Origin of the sequence: Natrinema sp. 74, from assembly GCF_046097095.1 — an archaeon.
GTDB lineage: Archaea > Halobacteriota > Halobacteria > Halobacteriales > Natrialbaceae > Natrinema.
In genome coordinates, this window is record NZ_CP175698.1 from 1470769 (window position 1) to 1495302 (window position 24534).

Sequence of the window (24534 nt, forward strand, 5' to 3'; positions counted from 1 at the left end):
ATCGATCGACGAAACCGCAGTCGGACGAGCGCATCGGCCGGGGTCTAGCCACGCTCGAGGGAGAGTTAGTTACCAGTGTTCGATATAATGCACCACTTTGCAAACAATATCGGCCATGTGGCGCACAGCCATGAACGAATTTATGTATCAGCCGTTCGATACGGAAGCTATGCGACTCGAGAACGAAACGGTGGTTATCACGGGAGCAGCGACGGGAATCGGGCGGGCGACGGCCGAGCGCTGCGCCGAAGAGGGAGCGCGCGTCATCGTTACGGACATCGATACCGAGGCGGGCCAAGCGGTCGCCGAGGCCATCGAGGCCGACGGCGGCGAGGCTCAGTTTCACGAACTCGACGTCACCGACAGCGATCAGTTCCACGCGGTCGTCGACGCGGTCGCCGAGGACGACGGACTGGACGTGATGGTCAACAATGCGGGTACCGGCCATCCCGGCGGGAGCCTTGAGGATCTGGACGACGAGATCCGCGATTTCGTCATCGATATCAACGTCAAGGGCGTCTGGAACGGCTGCCACGCGGCGTTGCCACACCTGAAAGAGCAGGGCCACGGCCGGATCGTCAACGTCGGTTCGCTGGCAAGCATCCTCGGACTGCCCCAGCAGTCGGCGTACTCGATGAGCAAAGGTGCGGTCCTGAACATGACCAAAGCCGTCGCCGCCGAGGCCGGCCCTCACGGCGTTCGCGCAAACACGGTCTGTCCCGGTTTCACCGAGACCGCCCTGCTCGATCAGTACCTCGAGGAGCAGGACGATCCCGAGGCCGCTCGCGAGCAGATGATTCAGCAGTATCCGCTCAAGCGCCTCGCCGAACCGGAGGAGATCGCGGACGCGATCTTGTTCCTGGCCAGCGACGAGTCCTCGTTCGTCAACGGTCACGGACTGGTCGTCGACGGCGGGTTCTCGGCCTGAAACCGGGCGTCACTCATTGCGGACGAGCGCGACGCTCGCGAGTTGGTCGCCCGCGGTGACGGTCGCTTCTCGCGTGAGTGCGTAGAGGATACCGCTCCGATCGGCCGACGTTTCGTGGCGCGGCTCGTACGTCGTCGGATGATACACGGTGCCGACCGAGACACCTTCGTCGACCGCATCACCGACCTCGAGCGACGGATTCGGCCGGAAGAGTCCCGACTCGGCGGCGGTGAGCCGTCCGAGGTGGTTCCGGGCGATCGTCTGATCACGGTCGGGGACGTCGCCGGGGAGCGAGTCGAGGGACCGGCAAACGTCGAGCAGGCCTTCGACGCCCTTCTCGACAACCTCCTCGACGATCTGTCTGTTGTGCGCGAGTTCGGGCGTGATCGATGGGACCCCTTCGTCGGCGGCGGCAACGCGGAGTTTGCCCGCAAAGCCTCGTTGGTGCCACTCGTCGGTGGCGTCATCGTCGGCCCGCTCGGACAGCAGGAGGTCGGTTCCGAAAGCTTCGCCGAGTCGCCGCGAGCGCTCGTCGCCCTCGCGGTAGACGACGTGGGGAAGCATGTCCGGACTGCCCGTATGGAGGTCCACGATGGCGTCGGCCGTCGTAACCGACTCCCAGAGGCGGGCGGCCATGCGCTGGTGGAGGCTGCCATCCTCGTCGCCCGGCCAGATTCGATTCATGTTCGGGTTGGCGCTGTCGAGTTGCTCCGGCGTAGTGTAGGAGACGCGGTCGAACGTCAGCGGGTTCGCGACCGGAACGGCAATGACGGTACCCGATAGCGACTCGAGGGGCAGGCGGTCGTGGAACCGCCGGAGCACTTCCGTACCGTTGATCTCGCGGCCGTGCTGGGCCGCCTGCACGTACAGCGTCGGCCCCGGCTCGTCGCCGTGGTAGGTATGAACCGTCGTCGTCAGTTCGACCCCCGACGGTAACCGCGCGAGCGTTAGTTCCTCCGCCGTGTGCGTACCACCGCTCATAAGACGCCGTTCCACGTCCGGCGGTATGTAGCTGCGGCCGGCCGTCGACCGCAGCGCCGGTCGTGTCGTCCGCGGCGTCGAGCGAAATGCGGACGACCGTCGACTCGAGACCACTACCGTTTTCAGTCGGCCCGTCGATTCCGACGTATGGGAGACGTTACTGCCACGCTGCACACGAACAAGGGCGACATCGAGGTCGAACTCTACGACGAGCGCGCGCCGCGGACCGTCGACAACTTCGTCGGCCTGGCGACCGGCGGCACGACCTGGACCGACCCCGAAACGGGCGAAGAGGTCGAGGGCGAGCCGCTGTACGACGACGTGGCCTTCCACCGCGTTATCGAGGGCTTCATGATTCAGGGCGGCGACCCGACCGAGACCGGTCGCGGCGGCCCCGGCTACCAGTTCGACGACGAGTTCCACGACGACCTGCGCCACGACGACGAGGGCATCCTGAGCATGGCGAACTCCGGGCCAGACACCAACGGCTCGCAGTTCTTCATCACGCTCGACGCCCAGCCCCACCTCGACGACCGCCACTCCGTCTTCGGCAAGGTCACCGACGGCATGGACGTCGTCCGCGAGATTGGAAACGTCGACACGAACGCGAACGACCAGCCGAAAGAAGACGTCGTCCTCGAGTCGGTTTCAGTCGACTACGAGTAAGACAGCCCGACTGCGGCCGAGTCCGAAACAATTTTTCGCAGGTTACTCGCTCGAGTGCGGATTTTCGCCCCGCTCGAGCGCTGCTTACAGGGTGGCTATTTAGGTCACGGACGGCGTAGCGCGGATATGGGCTGGACAGCCGACGACGTTCCCGACCAGTACGGACGTACGATCGCCATCACGGGCGCGAACAGCGGCATCGGTCTCGAGGCGACCCGCGAACTCGCGCGCAACGGCGCGACGGTGATCATGGCCTGCCGGAGCACGGAGCGTGGCAGAGAGGCGGCCGACGATGTCCGCAAGGACATCCCCGACGCCGATCTCCGCGTCGAGGAGTGCGATCTCGGCAGCCTCGAGTCGATCCACACGTTCGCCGACCGCCTCGGCGATGAGCCGATCGACGTCCTGATCAACAACGCCGGCGTGATGGCGATCCCCCGCTCGGAAACCGAGGACGGCTTCGAGACCCAGTTCGGCGTCAACCACCTCGGCCACTTCGCGCTCACCGGCCTCCTGCTCGAGAACCTGCGCCTCGACGACGAGCCCGACTCGCGGATCGTCACCGTCTCGAGCGGCGTCCACGAACGCGGCGAGATCGACTTCGACGATCTCCAAAGTGAGGACTCGTACGACGAGTGGGACGCCTACGCCCAGTCGAAGCTGGCGAACGTCCTCTTCGCCTACGAACTCCAACGCCGGCTGCTCACCGCCGACGCACACGCCAAGAGCATGGCGGTGCATCCGGGCTACGCCGACACCCAGCTACAGCTGCGCGGCCCCGAACAGCGCGGCAGCCGCCTCCGGAAGGCTGCGATGCAAGTCATGAACACGGTGGCCGCACAATCCGCCGAAATGGGAGCGCTGCCGACGCTGTACGCCGCCACTTCGCCCGACGCCGAGGGCGGCGCGTACTACGGCCCCGGCGGCTTCCAGAACATGCGCGGCACGCCCGAACGCCAGGCCTCCTCGGACCGGTCCTACAACGAGGAGACGGCCCGCCGGCTGTGGCGGGTCTCGAGCGAGCTAACCGGCGTCACGTACGATCTGCCGAAGCCAAAAGGGGAGGTCCCGGCGTAATCGATTTACGACAGATCTGTTCGCGAGCGAATGGCTCCGTCGAATTCACGCTTCGTCCGTCGAAGTTCTCGAATGACTGCGCGAGCAGAGAGACGCAGCGCAAGAAGAGAGGCACGTGCAGCGATTACCGACCATCACTTACCTGTTCGTGGATCACTGGGAGTGAACCAACGGGCAAGGCCATCGGACTGATCGACCCAGCGTTCCCCGTAGATCGACCACTCCATCGTGAGCTTTGCGAAAATCGGGAACAGGGGAATCGCGCTCTCGATAGCGCTTTTCGCGTCGAACACGATAGCCACTGGCCAGAGTAGTAGCGGGACGACGATTTGTGCGATGACCCCCACAACTATCCAAAATCCGATCTTCCGAGCTGGGATTTCAGCGATCATGGGTGCTGAGAGGGTTTTGTACGTGTGATGTGCGAAAAAATGACGAATAAATAGAAGCTGTGAGACGAGCAGTACGAGTCCATTGAGGAGAAGTACGGGAGAGGATGTCGCTACTATGGCGGCTAGCCCTTCGCCGAAAAGGGCCCGTCCCTCGGCACCGGTCTCGACCGATCCGGGATACGAAAAGATGATCAGCAGTACCGAGAGAGACCACCAGAAAACGATTCCCCAGACGAATTGTCCGACAGCGTATGGAACATTTCGGCGGTATAGTGGTGGTAGCCAGTCGACCGGCTGTATGACACCCGACCGTGTATCCAAAAGCGGAATCTTGGGCTTCGGTGGGTTGAGATCCCGATCATCCGGTTTCGGTTCTCGGCTCGCAAACAGTACTAGTCCACTGTAGAGGATGACAATGAATCCGACCTCGAGCCAATACACGAACAGCACTTCATGCAGTTGCCATCCGAGAACTGCGATTTCAGCAAGTGGAAATAGATTCCCGAGGAGCAAAAGTCCACCTCGAGCGTTCACGTTCAATTCACTGGCCATTACTGTCCCGTATAGCATTCTGCGTTATATAGCAATTCGTTTTCACTTTCTGCAGGCGCAGATCTCCGTCTCACCCGTACCGCGAAAGACCGCGCTCGAACGGTATATGTAGGCGACAACAGCGACTCCGCGAGGAACGACAACGGCCGCGTCCGTGTCCTCGACCGCCGCACCGATGAGGGAATCACTGACGACCGTTCTCGTTTCGGAACTCAAATATATTACAATATATGTCTCAATAAGAGCGTAGTTCAGAGCGATACAGCAGCCGACCGTCTCACTGGGAGCGCGGTGTGGACGGCCAGCCACACAACGACGACTCCGTCTGAGTAGATTTGCCTGTCTACGGACGATACGCGCCCATTATCGCAGAACAGCGCTTTCCGTGGTTAATCCGGTCCCGATTTCGTTCCTTGCAGTCTGTGGACGGCGGATCACCTACTTCGATATCACCGTCTTCTCGATATCGGTCGCCTATCGCCCTCTTCCCGCCATCTTCGGGAACCTCGAGCGAACCGAGACCGCGCTCGATCTGATGTTGCCGTCTTCCTCGAGCGGCCACCTCCGTAAGGCTTCTCGGACGTTAGTATCGCCTATACAGAATAGTATCGAGTCAGATAGATCGCCGATTCGCCGCTGTTACGAGGACGGCGAGGTCATCACGGCTGAAACGCCAAGCGCCAGCAGTCCCCCGCCGGCGAGGAACGCGGTGCCGACCGATTCGCCGAGGAATACGACACCCAGGGCCGCGCCGACGACCGGCTGGGCGAAAAACGAAACCGCTACCGTTCCCGTGTCGCTGCGCTCGAGCCCCTTGTACCAGCAGACCCAGGCGATAGCGGTGCTCAAGACGCCGAGATAGAGGACGGCGGCGACGAGCGGGTCGGTCACCGAGATCGATCGAACCGTCGCGTTCGAACGGCTGAGTTCGATTAGCACCAAGACCGCGAGCATCGGAACCGCGAGCCGCGTCGAGTACGTCACGGTTTCGAGAGCCGAGTACCGACGGACCAACGGCTTTCCATACACCTATAGGCTGCCCAGCCCGCGCTCCCGACGACGAGCAACGCGATTCTGACGAGGCTCCCAGTTCCGATCGTCGCCAGTTCGTACTAGTCGGCGAGGACGAGCGTCGTTCCGCCGAGCGCGATCGCCGTCCCAACGAGCTTTCGAGCCGTCACGTCCTTGCCGACCGGGAAACTCCAAGCGCGAGGGTGAACGCGGGCGTGAGAACGGTAATCGTTGAACCTTCGTTCGCCGTCGTTAGATCGGTTTCTACGAACTTGCCACCACCGCAGTACGGGCAGAACCGGCTCGTGCTCGACAGTTCCGCTGGGCTGCGATTGATCATGACCGAGGGTTTTAGTTGTCCGTCCGACGGACGCGCGTCGGCGAACGAGAGCCCGTAGTTGGGGAAGGCCAACAACGAAATCAGGGTATAGCGGAGAATCCACCGCTACCGCTTGGGGCAGTGGATTCGCTCGTTCTCTCGTAACTCTTTATCCGCGACGCAACCCTCGTGGAGCAGGAAATTTTCGTTCTGAACAACCGAATCCTCTCCGATCCAACCCCTTCGACTTACTGACCCTCCTAACGTCGTTTAGCCCGAATTTCTTAGTATCGAAATGTTGTCAGATTTAGACACTGAAATGTGGGACCGAGTCGTCAGGATCACGTAAGAACTTGTGGGTCGCGACGATAGACGCGGATCCGGCAACCTCCGATGTCATCACACGGGTACCGTCTCTGTCCTCGTGGTCTTGAAGTTCGCCTTCAAAACGCGTTCCGACCACGCTTTCGTACCGGTACGGCTCGTTAAGGTCAAGTTCCTCCTCGTCGTGAAGAAGGGTCATTTTGGCACAAGTCCCGGTTCCACACGGGGACCGATCAACTTGCCCTTCGCCGAAAATAACGACGTTTCGGTCGGCGTCGTTGGCTGACTCGTAGAACTCCGTAATATCTACTGTCGTACTTTGTCCAGAAAGTGGGTCTTGAAGGTCGATCTCTTGGTTGATGGTCCGCCGAATTTCGAGACCTAATTCCACGAAGTTGTCCGTATTCTCCGTCGTAACTGCGAGGTCAACTGCGGACGCAGGGACGAGTGCGAATACGTTACCAGCGTGGACAACGGCTACCGGTACTACGACCGTTCTGCTGCCAAGCGACAGGGTAACTTCGACTTTATCAACAATATATGAGGTGATGTTCTGGACCGCAACTCGGTCAACCCTCCCGTCCTTACTCATCTCTGGACGCGCTGAGACGATACCTGCTGGCGTTTCGATTCGTAACTGTGATTTCGCTTTTAGTCGTCCCGTTTCTATCAATGCGGTCACGACGCCCATAGTCCCGTGCCCACACATGTCGAGGTACCCCTCATTATCCATGAAGAATAATCCAAGGTCTGCTTCGTCACAAGAGGGTGGGACCGTAATCGCCCCGAACATATCGTCATGGCCCCGTGGCTCCTTCATTAGGAACTTACGTAAGTGGTCGAATTCTTCGGCAAACTTATCGCGTTGCTCTTGAACTGTTCCGCCCTCGAATACTTCTCGATTGAGACCGCCAGTGATGATGCGAGTCGGCTCGCCACCTGTATGCGTGTCGATCGACTCAATAAGCACGTCAGACTGCATATCCTATCATCCGCAAGTTCAAGTATAATGATTTCGCTCCTGGGGGATCTCAGTGCCAATGAAAAAGACGGCAGTTAGATCCGCAACGGCAACCTATAGTCTCTCTAAGTTGGATATCTGAGAGTCGTTCCAGTTGTAAAACGGCTCATCGATCTCTTTCAGAGTCTCAACACACTCGTTGTACCGCTGGACCGCTATCTCACGATACGGGTCGTTAGGGTGGTTCTCGATCCACTCACGGAGTTCGAACAGAGCGCGTGGGGAGTAGCTCTCTATCGCCCCCTGTTGGGTGATTAACTCGGCTTTCTTGTCCTCTTCAGAAAGGGTTTTTCTGAGAGCCAATAGGGAAGCGCACCACAGAGTAATTATCATCGACAGCATGACGCCCCAACCGAATGCAGTTAATGTCTCCGCCATTATCAGTCACCTCCTGGCGTCAGAGCGGGTTCATTCGTCTTTCCTCTCCGAATGAACTGCATGAGTAGGATACTCCCGATAGTAAGCCCAGCCATGAGGGCGAGACCGCTGATTGCCCGCGGGTCCTCGATATTGGTTGCGAAGTAATATCCCATAATGAAGACCATCACGGTCGGAATCACGTATTTGATGATCGGATCCCAATAAGAGCCAATATAGACGTCACTGTTGTGATTTAAGTCGAGGATGCGAGCGCGTTTCGAATCAATCACCCAGCCGACAAGGAGGAGTATCATCAACGTCGCGAGCGGGAGTCCGAAGTTGCCGAACATGAAGTCCATCCATCCGAGGAACTCAGAGGAATACGCGCTCGGAATCCCGAGCAACCACCAAGCGCCGACAACTGCTATCACGGACTGAGTACGGGTCAGACGCGTCTCTTCTTTGACCGTCGTTACCCCGACCTCTGTGATACCGAGGCCGGACGAGTATGTAGCGAACAGGAAGCCAAGGAAGAACAGAAGGCCCCAGATGTAGCCGCCGGTCATACTTGGGAAGATAGAAACGAGCGAAACGAAGGTCAACTCAGTTCCCGTAGTCGGTTCTAGACCGAACGCGAAGACGGCAGGAAACACGGTAAAGATGGCAAGTAAACCGATGCTCGTGTTCCCAACCGCGGTGATCAGACCGCCGCCGAGCGGAACGTCGTCGTTCTCTCCGAGGTAGCTACCGTAAGTGAGTGCAATACCCCATCCCAGCCCGGTTGAGAAGAGTGCCTGACCAAGAGCAGCAATCCACGTATCTGCATCGGTCATGTACTCCCACTTAGGATTGAACGCAAACGCGAGCCCTTCCATTGCTCCAGGGAGCGTTAGTCCTTTGATAGCGACTGCGGACAGCGTCACCACCAAAGCCGGGATCATCCATTTAACGACTCGTTCAATACCATCCGAGATACCGAAAAGTAAGACGAATCCGACTAGAACCGCAACTAACGTGTGCAGTCCCACGACTAACAGTGGTGACCCAGAGAACGCGGCCCAGAACGCCGTGGGGTCGAATCCAGGTTGGTAGAACGTTCCCAGTACTGCGTGCACTAGATAGTAGATTGTCCACGCGATTACCGGGGCGTAGTAAGACATCAACCCGATATTGACGATGACGACTACGAGGCCCAACCCTTCGGACCACCCCTCTCCGAGGAAGTTCTTAAACGCGCCAATGACTCCACTTTGCGTGTACCGGCCGAGAAGCGTTTCTGCCATTAATCCAGGGACGGCGATGAGGTACAGTAGGACGAGATATATAACCAGAAACGCCCCACCTCCGTTCATTCCAGCAACATACGGCATTCGCCAGATGTTGCCAGACCCCACCACAGCTCCGACCAGTGCCATAACGAAACCAAACCGTGTTGCCCACTGATCACGGGCGAGTCCTGTATCTTCTCCCATGCTACGAAAAAACATGAATGATACGTTTGTATAAACCTTCCTGTTCTCGTATCGTGGATATCGTTATATCAAACCGCCTGCTCGAATGCTATAACCAGGGTCGACCCTCCAGTACTTGGTGATTCTAAAGTAGTTGTAGAGGTCGTGGAGGCGATCAGCCATCGCTCTGTGCTGGTCTGACTGCCGTACCATATCTCGTGAAATCGTTCGGTCCCCCATTGTATCGGTCTCAAAATCAGTATATTCGAAGAACCCGTAGGTCAGTGCGGGGGTCCTCGATCAGTGTTCATTCTCCAAGGAGGAACTCCCTTCGGCTCAGCCTCGATCTATCAATGTCTCGCTGAGCAAACAGCAGATCGCAGTACTATACGATTACGCACAGATGTCTATATTGCCGGTGGCTGATGCGTTCAGCGATCAATGACTAAAACTGTGAACTCCGTGTACGCTGAGCACGTGTACTCGGTGATTCGCGAACCGACAGGAATAGTATCGTCTCTCGTCTGAAACGGGTCTTATGCGCTGTCGTCAGTAGGAGCGGTTCCTCGGCGTTACTGACCTGCACTCGATCAGACGCCGAGGACGGCCCGAAGCGCGAACAACGCGTTTTCTTTGCGCTCGCGTACCCGTCGGTAAAAGTACTGCATCCACTTATCGCCGTACGGAACGTACTGGTTGACCTCGTAGCCCTTCCGGGCGAGTTCGCGTTGGGCGTCCTCGCGAACACCCATGAGCATCTGGATCTCGAACGGCGTTCCGTACTCCTCGTAGAGCTCGGTAGCGTGCTCGAGCATCTGCGGGTCGTGACTCCCGACCGCGACGCCGCGGTCGAACTCGCGGAACAGGTACTCGAGGTGCTCCTCGTAGGCGTCGTTGACGGCCGACTTCGACTCGTAGGCGACCGACGGCGGTTCGTCGTAAGCACCTTTGACGAGTCGGACTGCGGCCGGAACGTCGGCGAGACGGCGGAGGTCCTCACGCGTCCGTTTGAGATTCGCCTGAATGGCGACGCCGACGCCGTCGGGGTGGTCGCGGGCCGTCGCTTCAACGGCGTCGAGGGTCGTGTCGGTCGTCGTGTGATCTTCCATATCACACCAGACAAACACGTCTTCGGCGGCCGCGGCTTCGACGATCCGTTCGAAGTTCGCCGTGAAGACGTCGGGGCCGACGTCGATCCCGATCTGGGACGGCTTGACCGAGAGACAACCGTTGAGATCGCGGCTAGCCAGTTCGGACGCGAGCCGGCAGTACTCGTCGGCGTCCTCGTCCGCGGGGCTACGCTCGTGGTAGTGTTCGCCGAGGAGATTGACGATAGCGCCCAGGTCCTCGTCGTTGCAGTCTGAGACGTGATCTAACGTCCCTGAAACGGTCGTATCGGCGACGAAGCGGCTCGCGATCGGCGGAATCATACCGTATCGCTGGGACGGAGCGATCCTAAATGGATACCCGACCACAAGATTCGTTCGTTTTCGGAGTGAATTAATCGGGCCGCGGTCAGGCGTCGTCGGGGTTGAGCAGTTTCGCCTCGGCCTTTCGGAGGTGCTCGAGCAGCGTCGTCTTCGAGACGCCGAGTTCGTCGGCGAGTTCGCGCGTGCTAATCTCGCGGGGCCACGCGTAGTAGTCGTGTTCGCAGGCGAGTTCGAACGCCTCCCGCTGGCGAGGCGTCAAGCGATCGATTCGATCCGGCGTCCCCGACGGATCGCCCGCCGGCGAGGCGATCTTGCTGACCGAGATGGTGGCGTCGGTCTCGGCACGGATCGCCTCGAGTCGGTCCCGGATCGCCGTCCGGTCGTCAGCGACGAAGACCGGCCAGTGCTCGAGGCCGGCCTCGACGCGGACCGACGCCTCGTGGATGAACCCGTGGGAGGCGAGCGTGTCGCTGATGCTGTGTTCCGGCTCGTATTCGACGAACAGTTCGCGGGTCACGTTTCCCGGATCCGGTGCCGTCCCCGTCGAGCCCTGGCCAAGCTCGACCGTCGAGTGCGTCAGCGGCGATTCGTCGGCGAACGCGACGAACTCGTCGAGTTGACCCGCCGTATCGGCGTAGGCGGTGAAGTGACCCTTGACCGTTCCCTCGACGGTCCGGTGGGCAGTGTGGACGAGCAATCCGGCATCGGCCGCCTCGGTCGCCTGCAGTCCCCAGCAGTCTGGATGCCAGATCTCGAGTGTGAGTCGCGTCCCATCCGCCGCCCCGGACCCTGTCGCGGTCGTTGTAGAACTCGTGCTGCTCATGGCTCGGTTTCGCATCGTTCGTTTTCGTGTGAGCACCATAAGCATACTGTCTGCCGACCGGCGTGTCAGCCGGTGGTGGGAGTGCCCGACCATGGGAGGCCACTGTTATTCCGGACTGATCCGCGAGGGAGATCATATGAGTCAACAGACGACGGCCCAGCCCGAACGTCATTACATCAACGGCGAGTGGACCGACGGTGCGGGCGACGAGACCTTCGAGAGCGAGAACCCGGCGACCGGCGAGACGCTCCGGACCTTCCACCGGGGAACCGAAGCGGACGTCGACGCGGCACTCGAGGCGGCTGACAGCGTCCAGGCCGAGTGGCGCTCCCTGTCGCATATCGACCGCGCGGAGTACCTCTGGGAGATCTACAACGAACTGCGCGAGCGGACTGACGAACTCGGCGAGATCGTCACGAAAGAGTGTGGCAAGGAGATTTCCGAAGGGAAAGCCGACGTCGTCGAGGCCGCACACATGGTCGAATGGGCCGCCGGTAACGCCCGCCATCCCCACGGTGACGTCGTGCCCTCGGAGATCGGGAGCAAGGACGCGTACATGCGGCGGAAACCTCGCGGCGTCGTCGGCTGTATCACGCCGTGGAACTTCCCGGTCGCGATCCCCTTCTGGCACATGGCCGTCTCGCTGGTCGAGGGCAACACCGTCGTCTGGAAGCCCGCCGAACAGACGCCGTGGTGTGCACACATCGTCGCCGAGATGTTCGAGGAGAGCGGCATCCCCGACGGCGTCTTCAACATGGTGCAGGGCTTCGGCGACGCCGGCGAGGCCATCGTCGAGGACGAGCGCGTCGACACCGTCCTCTTCACCGGTTCGGCCGAGGTCGGCCAACAAGTCGGCCAGACCGTCGCCGAACAGCCCGGAAAGATCGCGGCCTGCGAGATGGGCGGGAAGAACGCGGTCGTCGTCACCGACGAGGCCGACCTCGACACGGCCGTCCACTCGGCCGTGATGAGTTCGTTCAAGACGACCGGTCAGCGCTGCGTCTCGGCCGAGCGCCTGATCGTCCACGAGGACATCTACGACGAGTTCAAGGAGCGATTCGTCGAGGTCGCCGAGAACGTCGCCGTCGGCGATCCGCTCGCCGAAGACACCTTCATGGGCCCGCTGATCGAAGGCGAGCACAAGGAGAAGGTCCTCGAGTATAACGAACTCGCGCGAAGCGAAGATGTCAACGTCCTCGTCGACCGCGACGAACTGGCCGACGACGAAATCCCGGACGGCCACGACGAAGGCCACTGGATCGGCCCGTTCGTCTACGAGGCAGATCACGAGGCGGACCGCCGCTGTACGCGAGAGGAGGTCTTCGGCCCCCACGTCGCGCTCATGGAGTACTCGGGCGATATCGAGGACGCCGTCGAAATCCACAACGATACCGAGTACGGGCTCGCGGGCGCGATTATTTCCGAGGACTACCGCGAAATCAACTACTACCGCGATAACGCCGAGGTCGGGCTCGCGTACGGCAACCTGCCGTGTATCGGCGCGGAGGTTCACCTGCCGTTCGGCGGCGTCGGCAAGTCCGGCAACGGCTATCCGAGCGGTCGGGAAGTGATCGAGGCCGTCACCGAACGCACCGCGTGGACGCTGAACAACTCGAACGACATCGAAATGGCACAGGGGCTGTCCGCCGACATCACGACCGACGATGACTGAAACGAGTTGTCCGCTCTGCGGGCGACCGACCGACGCGTCGGACGAGTGGTGTCGACGGTGTGGGTGGACTGGTCGCTGCGGTGCCGACTAACGCCGCCCGTCCACGCTACACGCGGACCGAGACGACGGTCCCGATGCCCGGCCCCTGTTTCGAAACGTGTGAACGGTCCGCCGGACGTTCGCTGGCGGTGCGGCCGATGACCGTGCCTAACCGATACGGAGCGGCGCGCGCTCTCGTCAGTTCACACAGTCCGAACGCGACTCCGTCGAAGCAACCCGTCGGACGAGCTTTGATCGGGTGTCAACCGTCGTCGCGGTCGATCTCGTAAGCCGGTCGGCATATCGCGTCTCCGAAATCATACTTTCGATCCCTCTATAAAGAAAATAACAGAGATTCCGGAAGATGTTTCAAAATACTGTTCACACATCCCGAACGCTTATGCGCCGACGGGATGGGAGCTAAACCCATGACGAACGATCGCCCCCGACCGGTCAAGACGACGAAGACGTCGCTCGCACTCGTTCGGGCGGTCTACGACGACGACGGTGCCACGCTGAGCGAGCTGGCCGACCGTCTCGATCTGGCGAAAAGCACCGTCCACAACCACCTCCACACGCTGGTCGACGAGGGGTTTCTCGTCCGCGACGAGGACACGTACCACGTCGGTCTCGAGTTCCTGCCGTTCGGCGAACACGCGCGGGAGCGAAACCCGCAGTATGCGACGGCGCGACGACGGGTCCACACCCTCGCGGAGAGGAGCGGGCACGAAGCCGATTTCATCGTCGAGGAACACGGCCGCGCGTACTCCCTCGAGTACGCGATCGGTGAATCGAATCACCGGGGGCTGTCCGAATCCGGCCCGTTTCGGGCGGGCAATCGCTTTCACATGCACAACTGTGCCTCCGGGAAGGCCATGCTGGCGTCGATGTCCGACTCTCGTGTACGCGATATTATCGACCGCTGGGGGCTACCGGCGACAACAGATCGTACCATCACCGACGAGTCGACGCTGTACGACGAACTCGAGGCGGTACAGCGCCGCGGGTACGCAATCAACGACGAAGAACTGATCGACGGCTACCGCTCTGTCGGCGCGTCCGTGATGAGTCCCGACGGCGAGGTCGTCGGCGCGTTCTCGATCGGGGGGCCGACGTATCGGCTGGGCATCGACGAGTCGACCACCGAGGAGATCGGACAGGTGCTACTGGACGAAGTCGGATCGCTCGAGTCGGAACTGTTCTGATATCCATTACAGACCTATGCTTGTAACCCTCTTGCGTTCCAAGCGCTATCTCGGTGATACCAACCGTCGACAAGCGCGTTCACGGGATACATTGTTCCGGCACCGCGGTTTCCGTAAGCGGTAGTCGCGCCGCCGCTGGACACCGAACTAGGCCGAAGGAGAACGAACCGATGTGATTACCGATCAAATCACCATCCGTCGGACGGTCGCTTCAAGAGACCGACGCCGAAGCGAGAGAATTGACGCGCCCGACCGAGTACGGGCGGCTCGAAGAGACAGTGAGCCAAGCGCCATTCGAAAGAGTCGATAGTGCGAAGATAGTTGATAAACTTCTCTATAGTTTACTTCTGGGTGTGGATAGACATATAAACATCCATGGAATTAAATATTCCTACCAACGCAGGCGTGGGTGGCCAACGGACTGTCATCGATTTCGGAACCGAGACCGAAACCGAAACGCTATCAGAGATCGGTCGACGGTTCACCGGCGAGACACGGACTCAGCGTCGACGACGCGGCCGCATGCGAGTCTCGAGTGTGCAATTTTACTGCGAAGTCGCTCAGTCCGATTCGCCGTGGGCCACAGTATCGCCTGCCCCGTGCACGATCACAGCGGACGCCCGTCTCACTCGTTGTCGCGTCGAGTCGTTCGCCGTCGGCCGAAACCGTAACCGGACGAATCGCCCCCAGGTCGATACGTATCTGACATGGAGTTGTATACTCGTACTCGTTCTGTCACATTGGTCTTCTCGATAGTTCTCGATAGAGAATAAACTCATTGAATGTTTTTGAAGTGGTCGTCTTTCCCGACATGGAATCGGCGTCGGCTCGCAAAAGCGATCAGTCCGGAGACGCGACCTCGAGTCGCTTCTCGTCACGGTTCGCGCCAACCGTAACGCGAAAGACGGCTCGCTCGAACGGGTACACATGAGCGACGACGGTATCCAGCGCGCCAGCGACGTCGGCTCCAGCGACGCGCCGCCAGTCGAGGAGAAACCCTACAAGATCATCTTCGAGGCGAACAAGTGCTTCGGCGCGGGCAAGTGCGCCGAGGTCAGTGACAACTGGGAGATGTCCATCGCGTCGGGCATGGCCCAGCCCGACGAGTACTTCTTCGGCGAGGAGGACTTGGAACACAACGTCCGCGCGGCGGAGGTCTGTCCCGCGAAGAAAGACGACGGCTGCATCCACGTCGTCGACCGCCGGACCGACGAGGAGATCGCACCCGACCCACACGGCGACGGTACGCTGAGCGTCGACTGGTAGGCCGACGTCGCGCCTCGAGCGGGCACGAACATCGAAACGCACATCCCCACCCCGGGACAACGACCGACTGCATTCTGTGCGAGGGTAGCCAAGCAGGCCAACGGCGGTGGGCTTAAGACCCGCTCCCGTAGGGGTCCTTGGGTTCAAATCCCAACCCTCGCACTCGTCACGAGCAACTCGTGAGTGACGAGTGCGAGACGCGGGATGTGAAAGAGAGAAGTCACAGCACCGAGCGAAGCGAGGTGATCGTCTTCGCGTGGTTCAACACCCCTCGTATACCGCTACAAGCGATGCTCGAGCAGCGGCCATCCGTTCTGAAACGGTTCAACTCGGCAGCCGCCCCGCCCGCTCGAGCGCGGCAAGAGCGACGATCGTCGCGCCGAGACACAGTGCAGCACCGGTAAACACCGCGTCGTAGGTGTACCCGCGCTCGAGGAACAGGCCGACGGCGACCGATCCCAGCGATTGGGTCAGCATCCAGACGGAGCTGAACGTGGCGTAGGCACTGCTCCGCGTCGAATCCGGCAGCGTATCGAGGAGGTAGGTGTCCGCGGCCGGGTACACCGCGTGGACAGTAGCGCCGAGGACCGCGGTGACAGCGGCGATCGCGAGCAGGCCTTCGACGACGGTCAGTACGAGCAGACTCGCGGCGAACGCGCCGACGATACCGAGCAGGTAGGAGACGTGCGGGAGTCGGTCGGCGAGATCACCGCTGACGAAAAACGCGGGCACGCCGGCGGCGAAAACGAGCGTGAGCAACGCACCTGCGGCCTGCTCGGAGAGCCCCTTCGACCGCATATAGAGTTCGTAGAAGTTGAAGACGCCCTGCCAGACGAACACGGCCGCGCCGACGAGCGCCAGCGCCGTCGCGATGATGCGCCACTCCGAGAGCGCGCCGTCGACGAAGTCTCGATCCGCCGCGCCGGCCGTCGGCAGTTTGGTTCGCTTCGCGGCGGTCCACGTCGCGGCCGTAATGACCGCCGCACCCGCGGCGATCGCCCACAGCGAGAGCCGCCAGTCGACGACGAGCGCGAGTGCGACGAACGGTGCGGCGACTACCGCGGCTATCTGGCTCGAGGCCCCGTGGATTCCCATGACACGACCGACGCGGGCCGGATAGAGTTCGCTCAGGAGCGGGTTCGCTGAAACGAAGTAGATTCCGGACGCGATGCCCATGAGGAAGGAACCAGCCATGAGGTGGGGGACCGTCGTCGCGGTCGCGGCGATCCCGCTCGAGAGCGCGAGCACGACGCCGGAGCCGAGCACGACGCGGTGACGCGGGACTTTCGTGAGTAGCCAGCCGGTCGGCAGTCGAAGGGACGCACTCCCGATCCACACCAGCGTCGCGATGAGGCCGGCGGTCGCCTCGGTGATCCCGAATTCGGCGATGAACACGTCCAGCAGCGGCGCAAAGACGATTCTGGCGAGATTGATGAGAAAGACGAAGCCGCAGAGAGAGGCGAACAGGCGATCGCGGGACACGGCCGCTCTTTCTACCGCCGGGGCTCAAGTGTTCCGAAACCGGCCGATTCGTCGACCGGAGCCCCGAAGGTCAACCGAGCGCCTCTTCCGGGGACGGCCCAAGCGCCTCAGAACGGGTACTCGCGGGGCTCGTGCTGGACCGAGATCCACTTCGTCGTCGTCACTTCCTCGAGGATCTGGTCGCCGTTGTACCGGCCCATGCCGGATTGCTTCATCCCGCCGAAGGGAACGTGGGGCTCGTCGTTAATTGGCTGGTCGTTGATGTGGATCATCCCCGTGGTGATTCCGTCGGCGATCGTTCGAGCCTGCTCGAGATCCTCGCTGTGGACCGAGCCCGAAAGCCCGTGGATCGTGTCGTTTGCCAGTTCGATCGCCTCCTCGTCGCTCGAGTAGGGGATCACGGGCGCGACAGGGCCGAAGTGCTCGTTGCAGGCCGCGGCCATGTCGTTGTTGGCGTCGGCGAGGACGGTGGCCTCGACGACGAGATCGTCGTGATCGCCGCCGGCCGCGAGGGTCGCGCCCTCGTCGACCGATCCCTCGACGTACTCGATGATCTGGTCGCGCTGGCTCTCGTCGATGATGGGGCCGACGACGGTGTCCTCCTCGCGCGGATCGCCAGTCGGTAGCGAAGCGGCCCGGTCGGCCAGTGCGTCGACGTAGTCGTCGTAGACGTCTTCGTGGACGAGGTGGCGGTTGATCGAGATGCAGATCTGGCCCTGGTGGAGGAACGAGCCGAATGTCCCGCCGTCGACGGCCCGCTCTATGTCGGCGTTCTCGGTGACGACGTGGACGTTGTTCCCGCCGAGTTCGAGGGCCGGTAGCGCGCAGTTGCTGGCGGCCTTCTCGGCGACGCGCTGGCCGATCTCGGTCGAGCCGGTGAAGGCCAACACCCGTGGCGTCTCGTGGTCGGCGACCGCGTCGCCGATGTCGGAGCCCCGGCCAGTGACGACGTTGATGATCCCCTCGGGCGCGCCGGCCGCCTCGAAGATGCGCGCGAGCAGGAGGCCGCCAGTGATCGGCGTGTTCGAGGCGGGTTTCAGGACGACCGCGTTGCCGGCCGCGATCGCCGGTGCGACGGCACGCATCGAGAGGTGCAGCGGGAAGTTCCACGGCGAGATGACGCCGACGACGCCGACAGGCACCCGCTCGGCGATGTTCTCCTTTCCGGGAGTGATCGAGTCCATGTGCTGGCCGTCCATCCGGAACGGGTAGCTCGCGGCCTGTTGCATCATCCCACGGGCGGTCTGGATCTCGGCCTCGCACTTGACCTGCGTGCTGCCGCCCTCGAGGGTCAGTAGGTCGGCGATCTCCTCGCGGTTGTCGCTCACAAACTGGATCGCGGCGTTGATCACGCCCGCACGGGCCTGGGGCGGCTGTTCGGCCCACGCCTCCTGTGCCTCGGCCGCGGCCTCGTAGGCCGCATCGATGTCGCCGTCGGTTCCCGCGGGGACGGTCGCGATCTCCTCGCGCGTATAGGGGTTCTCGTCGGTGATCGTCTCCCGATCGCCGGCATCGGTCCACTCGCCGGCGATATACAGCGACTCCCAGCCGTTCTCTGGTTCGAGAGGAAGGTCGGTCATGCAGGTAGGCTATCCCTCGAGCGAGCAAAAAGAGCGGACGCGCAGACGCAACGGGTCGAGGGCTCAAGCGGCCCCGCCGTCGCTACGCGAGCCGTTGGGGGAGCAACACCGCGAGCGAGACGTAGATCACCGCCGCGATGAAAAGAGCGACGAGCACGCCCATGAGGAGGGCCTCCGAGACGAACCGCCAGCCAAATAGCGTGACCGCGGCCGGCGGGAGCGCGAGTCCGGCCGCCGTCCGGTGGAAGCCGCGGAGTCGCGTCCCGACCTCGACCGACGGGACCTCGTCGTCGGCTTCACCGTTGTCGGCCATGATCTCAGGCAACAGCAGGTACATCCCGAGGCCGACGACGAGGCCGACGAACGCGCCGAAGGCCAGATCGTCGAACAGTACGAGGCTGACGTAGGCGAACACCGGGACGTCTATCGCACCGGCACCGAGCGCGATCAGCTGAAGCGGAGGTCCTCCATCGTCGACGGAACTCTCCTGTGCGTCGCGTGAGCCGTTCATTCGTATGCCGACCGAGTCACTGCAGCCATATTATAGTTCTCTGTCGGCCCGTTTCGTCGCTCGGTGGTCTACTCGGCGTCCTCGTCTCGGTCGCGGAGTTCCTCACTGGCCTCGCGGACCTCGCGCATCACGCTCGAGATGCGCTCTTCGGCCTCGAGTTCGTCCTCGACCGAGAGGTCGACGCCCTCGACCTCGAGGAGGAACTTAGCGACCTCGGTGGCCTCGTACATCACGTCGTCGAGTTCCTCGGCGGTAAAGAAGTCACACATCGCGCCGTAGAGGAACGTCGCGCCGGCCGTGCGGACCTTCTCCTCGAACGAAGAGCGGGCCTGATTGACCGCCTGGGGCGTGTAAGTGTCGGTCATGAAGGGGACGAGTTCGGGCAGGTTCTCGCCGATCTTCGTCATCTCGACGCCGGTCTCAGTCCGAAAGTCCGAGCAGAGCCGCGCGATGGCCCACTCGCGGGCGGTGATGTAGGTCCGATCGCGCAAGAACTCGTTGACGCGCTCGTACTGTGCGCCGTCCATTTTCTTGAAGCGGGCGTACTTCTGTACGTCTTCCGGCACGTCGTTCGCTTCGGGTTCGGGATCCGGAACGCTCGGCATGGAGTCTCCAGCGGCGTCTTCGGGGGCACCCGCGTCGGGGTCACCGCCGGGAGCAGCCTCGGCAGCGTCATCGGCGTCACGTTCCTCACGGGTCGCCGATTCCGCGTCGTCGTCGACTCGAGCCGCGTTCGGTCCGTCCTCGTCCATGCCCGCGTATTACCAGCAGCCCGAGATAAGGGTTGTTCTCGAGCGAGACGGTCATAGACGACTCACGGTCGAAGTCCGGATATCGGCCGCGACGGTGCCGTCGGCGGCTGTAAACGCTTTACGGAGGAACGCGAGTTCGACCGGATTTAAGTCCGTGAGGGACATTCGATAGTACATGTCACAGACACCAGTCGTGGTGAAGGCAGTGCGGACGCCACAGGGGAAAGAAGACGGCGTGTACGCCGACGTTCGTAGCGAGGCGCTCTCGGTCCCGCTGATCGACGAGATTCTCGCCGAAACCGGTCTCACCGGCGAGGAGATCGACGACCTGATGTGGGGCTGCGCTCAGCAGCGCGGCGAGCAGGACAACAACCTCGCCCGGGTCATCGCACTACTGTCGGAACTCGGCGAGAACGTGCCTGCGACGACGATCAACCGCTGGTGTGCCTCCTCGATGCAGTCGGTCATCTCCGCGTCCGACGCCATCGCGGCCGGCAACCGCGACGCCATCATCGCCGGCGGCGTCGAAAGCATGAGCCGCGTCCCGATGGGCGGCGGCTTCGAGGACATCAACCCGCGACTGGCCGAGATGTACGATCTGGGCGATCTCCAGATGGGGATGACCGCCGAGAAGGTCGCCGAGAAGTACGGCGTCAGCCGCGAGGAACAGGACGAGTACGCCGCGCGAAGTCAGCAACGCGCCGTCGAGGCCACCGAATCCGGCCGCTTCGACGACGAGATCGTCCCGATCGAGACCGAGGACGGCACCGTCGAGGAAGACGAGGGCCTCCGCCCCGGCACCACCGCCGAGAAACTCGCCGAACTCCCGACCGTCTTCAAGGAAGACGGCAGCGTCACGCCCGGGAACGCCTCCCAGATCTCCGACGGCGCGGCCGCCCTGCTCGTCACGAGCGAGGCCTTCGCCGAGGAACACGACCTCGAGATCATGGCCGAAGTCGGCCAGAACAACGTCGCTGGCGTCGACCCTACCGTTATGGGCATCGGCCCAGTCCCAGCCACGAGGGGCCTGCTCGAGCGCAACGGCCGCGACATCGACGACTACGACCTCGTGGAACTCAACGAGGCCTTCGCCAGCCAGTCGATCTACTCCCGCGACGAACTCGGAATCGACCCCGAGATCTTCAACGTCAACGGCGGCGCGATCGCGCTCGGTCACCCGCTCGGCGCGTCGGGTGCCCGCCTGCCGGTCACGCTGATCAACGAACTCCAGAAGCGCGGCGGCGGCCTCGGGCTGGCGACGCTCTGCGTCGGCTTCGGTCAGGGTGCGGCGATCGAGTTCGACGTCAACTGAGCAACGGAAACTGGACCTTTTGGTCCAGATTTTGCGAGGGAGGCTGCGTAGCAGCCGACCGAGACAAAAGGTGGTTGCGCCAGGGCGCGGCGATCGAGTTCGACGTCAACTGAGACGGAGAGTCGGCTAACCCGCATTTTGTGTTTCTTTTGCCGAGAAAGAGCGACAGCGGATGCAATCCATAGCGGCGGCGCGCGCTGTGCAGCGGTGAGCGAATGCGAACCGCAGCTCAAAGCAGTGCGAGGGATGAGCGAACGAAGTGAGCGAATCGGTTGGGGAGGACGTGGCGATTCCCTGCCGCCACGATAGCGGATTACGCTGCGTTCCGCATCGGATTCGGTAGAACGCTCGCCTCCTCACCGACTCTGGTAGTACGGTCGACCTCTCGTCAACGCTCGAGCCACTGGGAACTGACTGGTCACGTCGAGCGAACGACCGACGATTTAGGGTACTCGAGCGCGTCGAGACGCGTATGAGTACGGTCTTACAGGCGATCATCGTCGGGATCCCGCTCGCCTGGCACCTCGGCCTGACCGCCGTCGCATACTGGGACGCCGGCCGCGTCGGCCTCGAGCCCCCGAAAAAGTGGGCGGCGATCACCTTCTGTCTCCCGATTATCGGCTTCTTCATCTACCTCTTCGAGCGCAGCGAACTCTCATACGACCCGGAGACCGACCCCTATCGAGGGAACAACTTCAACGTCCACCCTTCTCGAGCCGACGACACGCCACTGCCGTCGCGGGGCGACGACCGGCTCTCGCCGCTTGAGGACGACGAAGACGGGTAACGTGGTACTCGAGCGCAGTCGACGCCCGACCGCCGCCGGGGTCGTAACTTCAAGCACGTGGCCGTCGAACGGGCGACCGAGATGACAGCCACCGGTACCATCACCCTCGTCCCGAGCGTCCACTTCTCGGCGGCCCACCGCCGCCGGGTTCGGGAGACGATCCGCGAGACCGAGCCCGACCTCATCGCCGTCGAACTCGACGAAACGCGGTTCGACCGGCTCGAGCAACACGACCGGCCGGTGCCGGGCGAACTGGCTCCCGAGCTACCGGTACCGGCCGCGGCGGCCTACGCTACCCTGCAGGCGATCCAGCGGACGGTCGTCCGGCTGTATGGGCTCGATCCCGAACAGACCGATATGGAGGCGGCCATCGAGACCGCCGCCGAACTGGATCGCCAGGTCGCGCTCATCGACGAACCGATTTCCGAAACCATGACCGCGATCGCGAACCGGCTTGGGCCGGAGACGCTCCCGAAGGTCATGGTTCGTACGTGGGCGATGGGGCCCGAAGAGTACGCAAACCAGTTCGAAATGGTGTCGCTGCCGCTGCAGGACGTACGAAGTGGCGACGACGTGCAACCGGCGATCGATCACCTGCGACACCTCCTCCCAGAGGTCGCCAACGTACTGATCGACCGGCGCGACCGCGCGATGGCCGAGCGACTCCACGTACTCCGTCAGGAGGGCTACGACGTGGTCGCGGTGATCGGCGCGGGTCATCACAACGGCATCGAGCGCGCTCTCGCCGACCTCGAGTCGAACGCCGCCGGTATCGACGACGTCTCGACAACGACCGTGCCGATCAGAGTGCCGGCTCGGTCGGTGACCCGAATTCCGATTCAGTAAGGCGGACGGCAAAGCAGCCGACAGCCGCGACCGCTCAGTCGTCGGCCGGCGCGCCGTGGCCACTCTCGAACGCTGCCTCGGGGACGGTGCCGTCGTCGTTCCAGCCGCGTTCGTCGTAGTACTCCGCCAGTCCCTGCTCGAAGTCCGGAATTTCGTATGGCAGGGCGTCGTCGCTGCGGTCGAAGCCGCGCTGGTTGTTGAAGTGACGTTCCATCGCGACGACTTCGCCGCCGAGTTCGAGCAGCTCCTCGTAAGCGGCGTCCAGCAGGGTCTCCATGCGCTCTTCGGTCATGAAGTCCCGCGAGAACTTACAGAAGACGGCGCTGTCCTTGACGGCGTTGACGTTCTCGAGTTCGACGAGCTTGGGCGGCTTGCCCTCCAGTCCCGCTTTGTCGAAGGCGTCGTCGGCGTCGACCAGCGGGTACTCGTAGGGGTAGAACTCGGCGTACATGTGGTCTGCGCCGCGGTTCGAGGTGGCGAAGGCGAGACCCTGCCCGTTCAACGTGCGGCCGTCGTGGGCGGCGAACTCCATGCCCTTGACCGACCAGTTCTCGACGCCAAGTTCGTCGTGGACGCGGTCGACACCCTCGGCGAGCGTGTCGCCGACGCCCTCGCGGTAGGCGATCTTCTCGACGAGATCGTGGATGAGGTCGGCGTTGCCGAACTCGTCTTCGCTTGCGAGGTAGGCCGCGACGGTGTCACCGGCCGAGATGGTGTCGAGACCGTACTCGTCGCAGAGCTTGTTCGACTTCATCAGGTCGACGATGTCGTCGATACCGGAGTTCGAGCCGAACGCCATCAACGTCTCGTACTCCGGCCCCTCGGTCTCGAGGCCGGACTCCTCGTCTTTGGTCGGCAGTTTGCAGGCGAACGCACACGACGAGCAGGTGCCCTTCTTGTACTTCTTCTCCTCGACGCGGTCGCCGCTGATCCCGTCGATCCCCTCGAAGGACAGTTCCTCGAAGTAGTAGCTCGGCAGGGCTTCGACCATGTTCGCGTACTCTGCGACCGAGGTCGTCCCCTGAGCCTTCATGGGATGTTCGGCTTGGGCGGCCTCGCCGTGGATCTCCATCTGGATCGGCGGCACTTCGACCTCACGAGTCGAGTCGCCGTCGAAAGTGATCGCCTTGACGTTCTTCGCGCCCAGCACCGCGCCGAGCCCACCGCGGCCGAAGGCCCGCTCCTCGGAGGTCATGATCGAGGCGAACCGCACCTGGTTTTCGCCGGCCGGACCGATGACCGTGGTGTGCTCCGAGCCGAGGCCGTGTTCGTCCTCGATATACTCACAGGTCTCGGGAACGGTCGCCTCTTCGAGTTCGGGTACCGGCTCAAACTCGACGCCCTCGTCGGTGACGTGGACGATGACGAGTTCGTCGCTCGCACCGGTGAGCTCGACGGCGCTGTAGCCGGTTCCGGTGAAGTTCCGCGAGAGGAACCCACCGGCGTTCGAGGAGAGCAACCCGTCGGTCAGCGGCGAGACCCCGGTTGCGGACATCCGCCCTGTAAAGCTCATCGTCGAGTGTTGCATCGGCCCCGTTGCGAAGTAGAGCCGGTTCTCTGCTCCCAGCGGATCGGCGTCGAACGGAACTCGGTCGTGGGCGAGTTTCGTCCCCAGCGCCCGCCCGCCGACGTAGGACTCGAGGATGTCGTCGATCGCCTCGGTCTCGGCGGTTCGCTCGCCGACGTCGATCGAACACAGCGGCCCCCGTACGTGTTTCATGGTGCCACAGTGGTGGTCACGAGCGCA

General features: G+C 62.2%; 22 protein-coding genes and 1 tRNA gene. 10 read left to right on the forward strand and 13 right to left on the reverse strand.

Going from position 1 to position 24534, the window contains the following annotated elements; translation table 11 throughout:
- The first annotated feature begins 169 nt into the window (after positions 1 to 169).
- Positions 170 to 928 carry an SDR family NAD(P)-dependent oxidoreductase gene (locus ACJ70B_RS07335; RefSeq protein WP_408959751.1) on the forward strand — a complete coding sequence of 253 codons (759 nt, stop codon included), beginning with the start codon at positions 170 to 172 and terminating at the stop codon, positions 926 to 928.
- 9 nt (positions 929 to 937) lie between these two features.
- Here ACJ70B_RS07335 and ACJ70B_RS07340 read toward each other — a convergent pair whose 3' ends face one another.
- Complete coding sequence (locus ACJ70B_RS07340) at positions 938 to 1909, reverse strand: succinylglutamate desuccinylase/aspartoacylase family protein (RefSeq protein WP_408959752.1); 972 nt, start codon at positions 1907 to 1909, stop codon at positions 938 to 940.
- Between the two features lie 147 nt (positions 1910 to 2056).
- On the opposite strand from ACJ70B_RS07340, the gene ACJ70B_RS07345 reads away from it, so the two are divergent.
- Positions 2057 to 2575 carry a peptidylprolyl isomerase gene (locus ACJ70B_RS07345; RefSeq protein ID WP_408959753.1) on the forward strand — a complete coding sequence of 173 codons (519 nt, stop codon included), beginning with the start codon at positions 2057 to 2059 and terminating at the stop codon, positions 2573 to 2575.
- 126 nt (positions 2576 to 2701) lie between these two features.
- The gene (locus ACJ70B_RS07350; protein ID WP_408959754.1) at positions 2702 to 3652 is read left to right on the forward strand and encodes an oxidoreductase; all 951 of its coding nucleotides are present in this window, start codon (positions 2702 to 2704) and stop codon (positions 3650 to 3652) included.
- 134 nt (positions 3653 to 3786) lie between these two features.
- Here the strand turns inward: ACJ70B_RS07350 and ACJ70B_RS07355 are convergent, their stop codons facing one another.
- From ACJ70B_RS07355 to ACJ70B_RS07385, 7 genes are all read right to left on the reverse strand, one after another.
- Positions 3787 to 4596, reverse strand: coding sequence for a DUF6498-containing protein (locus ACJ70B_RS07355; protein WP_408959755.1), 810 nt, complete (start codon positions 4594 to 4596; stop codon positions 3787 to 3789).
- A gap of 639 nt (positions 4597 to 5235) precedes the next feature.
- Positions 5236 to 5625 (reverse strand): EamA family transporter, encoded by a 390-nt coding sequence (locus ACJ70B_RS07360; RefSeq protein ID WP_408959756.1) that lies wholly within the window; start codon positions 5623 to 5625, stop codon positions 5236 to 5238.
- Positions 5626 to 6233: 608 nt separating this feature from the next.
- On the reverse strand, positions 6234 to 7232 hold the full coding sequence (locus ACJ70B_RS07365) for a proline racemase family protein (RefSeq protein WP_408959757.1): 999 nt from the start codon (positions 7230 to 7232) through the stop codon (positions 6234 to 6236).
- A 93-nt stretch (positions 7233 to 7325) separates the two neighbouring features.
- Positions 7326 to 7649 carry a hypothetical protein gene (locus ACJ70B_RS07370; RefSeq protein WP_408959758.1) on the reverse strand — a complete coding sequence of 108 codons (324 nt, stop codon included), beginning with the start codon at positions 7647 to 7649 and terminating at the stop codon, positions 7326 to 7328.
- A gap of 2 nt (positions 7650 to 7651) precedes the next feature.
- A complete protein-coding gene (locus ACJ70B_RS07375; RefSeq protein ID WP_408959759.1) occupies positions 7652 to 9103 on the reverse strand; it encodes a sodium-dependent transporter in 1452 nt (483 codons plus the stop codon).
- A 569-nt stretch (positions 9104 to 9672) separates the two neighbouring features.
- Entirely contained in the window at positions 9673 to 10512 is an 840-nt protein-coding gene (locus ACJ70B_RS07380; RefSeq protein WP_408959760.1) for a proline dehydrogenase family protein, read from the reverse strand.
- Between the two features lie 85 nt (positions 10513 to 10597).
- Complete coding sequence (locus ACJ70B_RS07385; RefSeq protein WP_408959761.1) at positions 10598 to 11335, reverse strand: helix-turn-helix domain-containing protein; 738 nt, start codon at positions 11333 to 11335, stop codon at positions 10598 to 10600.
- Between the two features lie 136 nt (positions 11336 to 11471).
- On the opposite strand from ACJ70B_RS07385, the gene ACJ70B_RS07390 reads away from it, so the two are divergent.
- The 4 genes from ACJ70B_RS07390 (at position 11472) to ACJ70B_RS07405 (ending at position 15679) form a co-directional block, all read left to right on the forward strand.
- The gene (locus ACJ70B_RS07390) at positions 11472 to 13007 is read left to right on the forward strand and encodes an aldehyde dehydrogenase family protein (RefSeq protein ID WP_408959762.1); all 1536 of its coding nucleotides are present in this window, start codon (positions 11472 to 11474) and stop codon (positions 13005 to 13007) included.
- Positions 13008 to 13474: 467 nt separating this feature from the next.
- Positions 13475 to 14251, forward strand: coding sequence for an IclR family transcriptional regulator (locus ACJ70B_RS07395; protein WP_408959763.1), 777 nt, complete (start codon positions 13475 to 13477; stop codon positions 14249 to 14251).
- Between the two features lie 927 nt (positions 14252 to 15178).
- Entirely contained in the window at positions 15179 to 15517 is a 339-nt protein-coding gene (locus tag ACJ70B_RS07400; RefSeq protein ID WP_408959764.1) for a ferredoxin, read from the forward strand.
- 78 nt (positions 15518 to 15595) lie between these two features.
- Positions 15596 to 15679 (forward strand) — tRNA-Leu (locus ACJ70B_RS07405).
- Between the two features lie 162 nt (positions 15680 to 15841).
- Here ACJ70B_RS07405 and ACJ70B_RS07410 read toward each other — a convergent pair.
- The 4 genes from ACJ70B_RS07410 to ACJ70B_RS07425 all read right to left on the reverse strand — a co-directional run bounded on the left by ACJ70B_RS07410 (position 15842) and on the right by ACJ70B_RS07425 (position 19842).
- Complete coding sequence (locus tag ACJ70B_RS07410; RefSeq protein WP_408959765.1) at positions 15842 to 16999, reverse strand: MFS transporter; 1158 nt, start codon at positions 16997 to 16999, stop codon at positions 15842 to 15844.
- Positions 17000 to 17106: 107 nt separating this feature from the next.
- Positions 17107 to 18579 (reverse strand): aldehyde dehydrogenase family protein, encoded by a 1473-nt coding sequence (locus ACJ70B_RS07415; RefSeq protein WP_408959766.1) that lies wholly within the window; start codon positions 18577 to 18579, stop codon positions 17107 to 17109.
- Positions 18580 to 18661: 82 nt separating this feature from the next.
- The gene (locus ACJ70B_RS07420) at positions 18662 to 19090 is read right to left on the reverse strand and encodes a hypothetical protein (protein ID WP_408959767.1); all 429 of its coding nucleotides are present in this window, start codon (positions 19088 to 19090) and stop codon (positions 18662 to 18664) included.
- A gap of 68 nt (positions 19091 to 19158) precedes the next feature.
- Entirely contained in the window at positions 19159 to 19842 is a 684-nt protein-coding gene (locus ACJ70B_RS07425; protein ID WP_408959768.1) for a DUF5806 family protein, read from the reverse strand.
- 175 nt (positions 19843 to 20017) lie between these two features.
- On the opposite strand from ACJ70B_RS07425, the gene ACJ70B_RS07430 reads away from it, so the two are divergent.
- From ACJ70B_RS07430 to ACJ70B_RS07440, 3 genes are all read left to right on the forward strand, one after another.
- Positions 20018 to 21154 carry a thiolase family protein gene (locus ACJ70B_RS07430; RefSeq protein ID WP_408959769.1) on the forward strand — a complete coding sequence of 379 codons (1137 nt, stop codon included), beginning with the start codon at positions 20018 to 20020 and terminating at the stop codon, positions 21152 to 21154.
- Between the two features lie 472 nt (positions 21155 to 21626).
- Positions 21627 to 21941, forward strand: coding sequence for a hypothetical protein (locus ACJ70B_RS07435; protein WP_408959770.1), 315 nt, complete (start codon positions 21627 to 21629; stop codon positions 21939 to 21941).
- Positions 21942 to 21998: 57 nt separating this feature from the next.
- The gene (locus ACJ70B_RS07440) at positions 21999 to 22787 is read left to right on the forward strand and encodes a TraB domain-containing protein (protein WP_408959771.1); all 789 of its coding nucleotides are present in this window, start codon (positions 21999 to 22001) and stop codon (positions 22785 to 22787) included.
- Between the two features lie 34 nt (positions 22788 to 22821).
- On the opposite strand, the gene ACJ70B_RS07445 is transcribed toward ACJ70B_RS07440, so the two are convergent.
- Positions 22822 to 24507, reverse strand: a complete 1686-nt coding sequence (locus ACJ70B_RS07445) for an aldehyde ferredoxin oxidoreductase family protein (protein WP_408959772.1) — start codon at positions 24505 to 24507, stop codon at positions 22822 to 22824.
- Between the last annotated feature and the right edge of the window lie 27 nt (positions 24508 to 24534).

Excerpts from the sequence above, each read along its gene's own strand:
- ACJ70B_RS07335 (WP_408959751.1), top strand. The coding sequence starts at position 170 with ATGCGACTCGAGAACGAAACGGTGGTTATCACGGGAGCAGCGACGGGA.
- ACJ70B_RS07340 (WP_408959752.1), bottom strand. The coding sequence starts at position 1,909 with ATGAGCGGTGGTACGCACACGGCGGAGGAACTAACGCTCGCGCGGTTA.
- ACJ70B_RS07345 (WP_408959753.1), top strand. The coding sequence starts at position 2,057 with ATGGGAGACGTTACTGCCACGCTGCACACGAACAAGGGCGACATCGAG.
- ACJ70B_RS07350 (WP_408959754.1), top strand. The coding sequence starts at position 2,702 with ATGGGCTGGACAGCCGACGACGTTCCCGACCAGTACGGACGTACGATC.
- ACJ70B_RS07355 (WP_408959755.1), bottom strand. The coding sequence starts at position 4,596 with ATGGCCAGTGAATTGAACGTGAACGCTCGAGGTGGACTTTTGCTCCTC.
- ACJ70B_RS07365 (WP_408959757.1), bottom strand. The coding sequence starts at position 7,232 with ATGCAGTCTGACGTGCTTATTGAGTCGATCGACACGCATACAGGTGGC.
- ACJ70B_RS07370 (WP_408959758.1), bottom strand. The coding sequence starts at position 7,649 with ATGGCGGAGACATTAACTGCATTCGGTTGGGGCGTCATGCTGTCGATG.
- ACJ70B_RS07375 (WP_408959759.1), bottom strand. The coding sequence starts at position 9,103 with ATGGGAGAAGATACAGGACTCGCCCGTGATCAGTGGGCAACACGGTTT.
- ACJ70B_RS07380 (WP_408959760.1), bottom strand. The coding sequence starts at position 10,512 with ATGATTCCGCCGATCGCGAGCCGCTTCGTCGCCGATACGACCGTTTCA.
- ACJ70B_RS07385 (WP_408959761.1), bottom strand. The coding sequence starts at position 11,335 with ATGAGCAGCACGAGTTCTACAACGACCGCGACAGGGTCCGGGGCGGCG.
- ACJ70B_RS07390 (WP_408959762.1), top strand. The coding sequence starts at position 11,472 with ATGAGTCAACAGACGACGGCCCAGCCCGAACGTCATTACATCAACGGC.
- ACJ70B_RS07395 (WP_408959763.1), top strand. The coding sequence starts at position 13,475 with ATGACGAACGATCGCCCCCGACCGGTCAAGACGACGAAGACGTCGCTC.
- ACJ70B_RS07400 (WP_408959764.1), top strand. The coding sequence starts at position 15,179 with ATGAGCGACGACGGTATCCAGCGCGCCAGCGACGTCGGCTCCAGCGAC.
- ACJ70B_RS07415 (WP_408959766.1), bottom strand. The coding sequence starts at position 18,579 with ATGACCGACCTTCCTCTCGAACCAGAGAACGGCTGGGAGTCGCTGTAT.
- ACJ70B_RS07420 (WP_408959767.1), bottom strand. The coding sequence starts at position 19,090 with ATGAACGGCTCACGCGACGCACAGGAGAGTTCCGTCGACGATGGAGGA.
- ACJ70B_RS07425 (WP_408959768.1), bottom strand. The coding sequence starts at position 19,842 with ATGGACGAGGACGGACCGAACGCGGCTCGAGTCGACGACGACGCGGAA.
- ACJ70B_RS07430 (WP_408959769.1), top strand. The coding sequence starts at position 20,018 with ATGTCACAGACACCAGTCGTGGTGAAGGCAGTGCGGACGCCACAGGGG.
- ACJ70B_RS07435 (WP_408959770.1), top strand. The coding sequence starts at position 21,627 with ATGAGTACGGTCTTACAGGCGATCATCGTCGGGATCCCGCTCGCCTGG.
- ACJ70B_RS07445 (WP_408959772.1), bottom strand. The coding sequence starts at position 24,507 with ATGAAACACGTACGGGGGCCGCTGTGTTCGATCGACGTCGGCGAGCGA.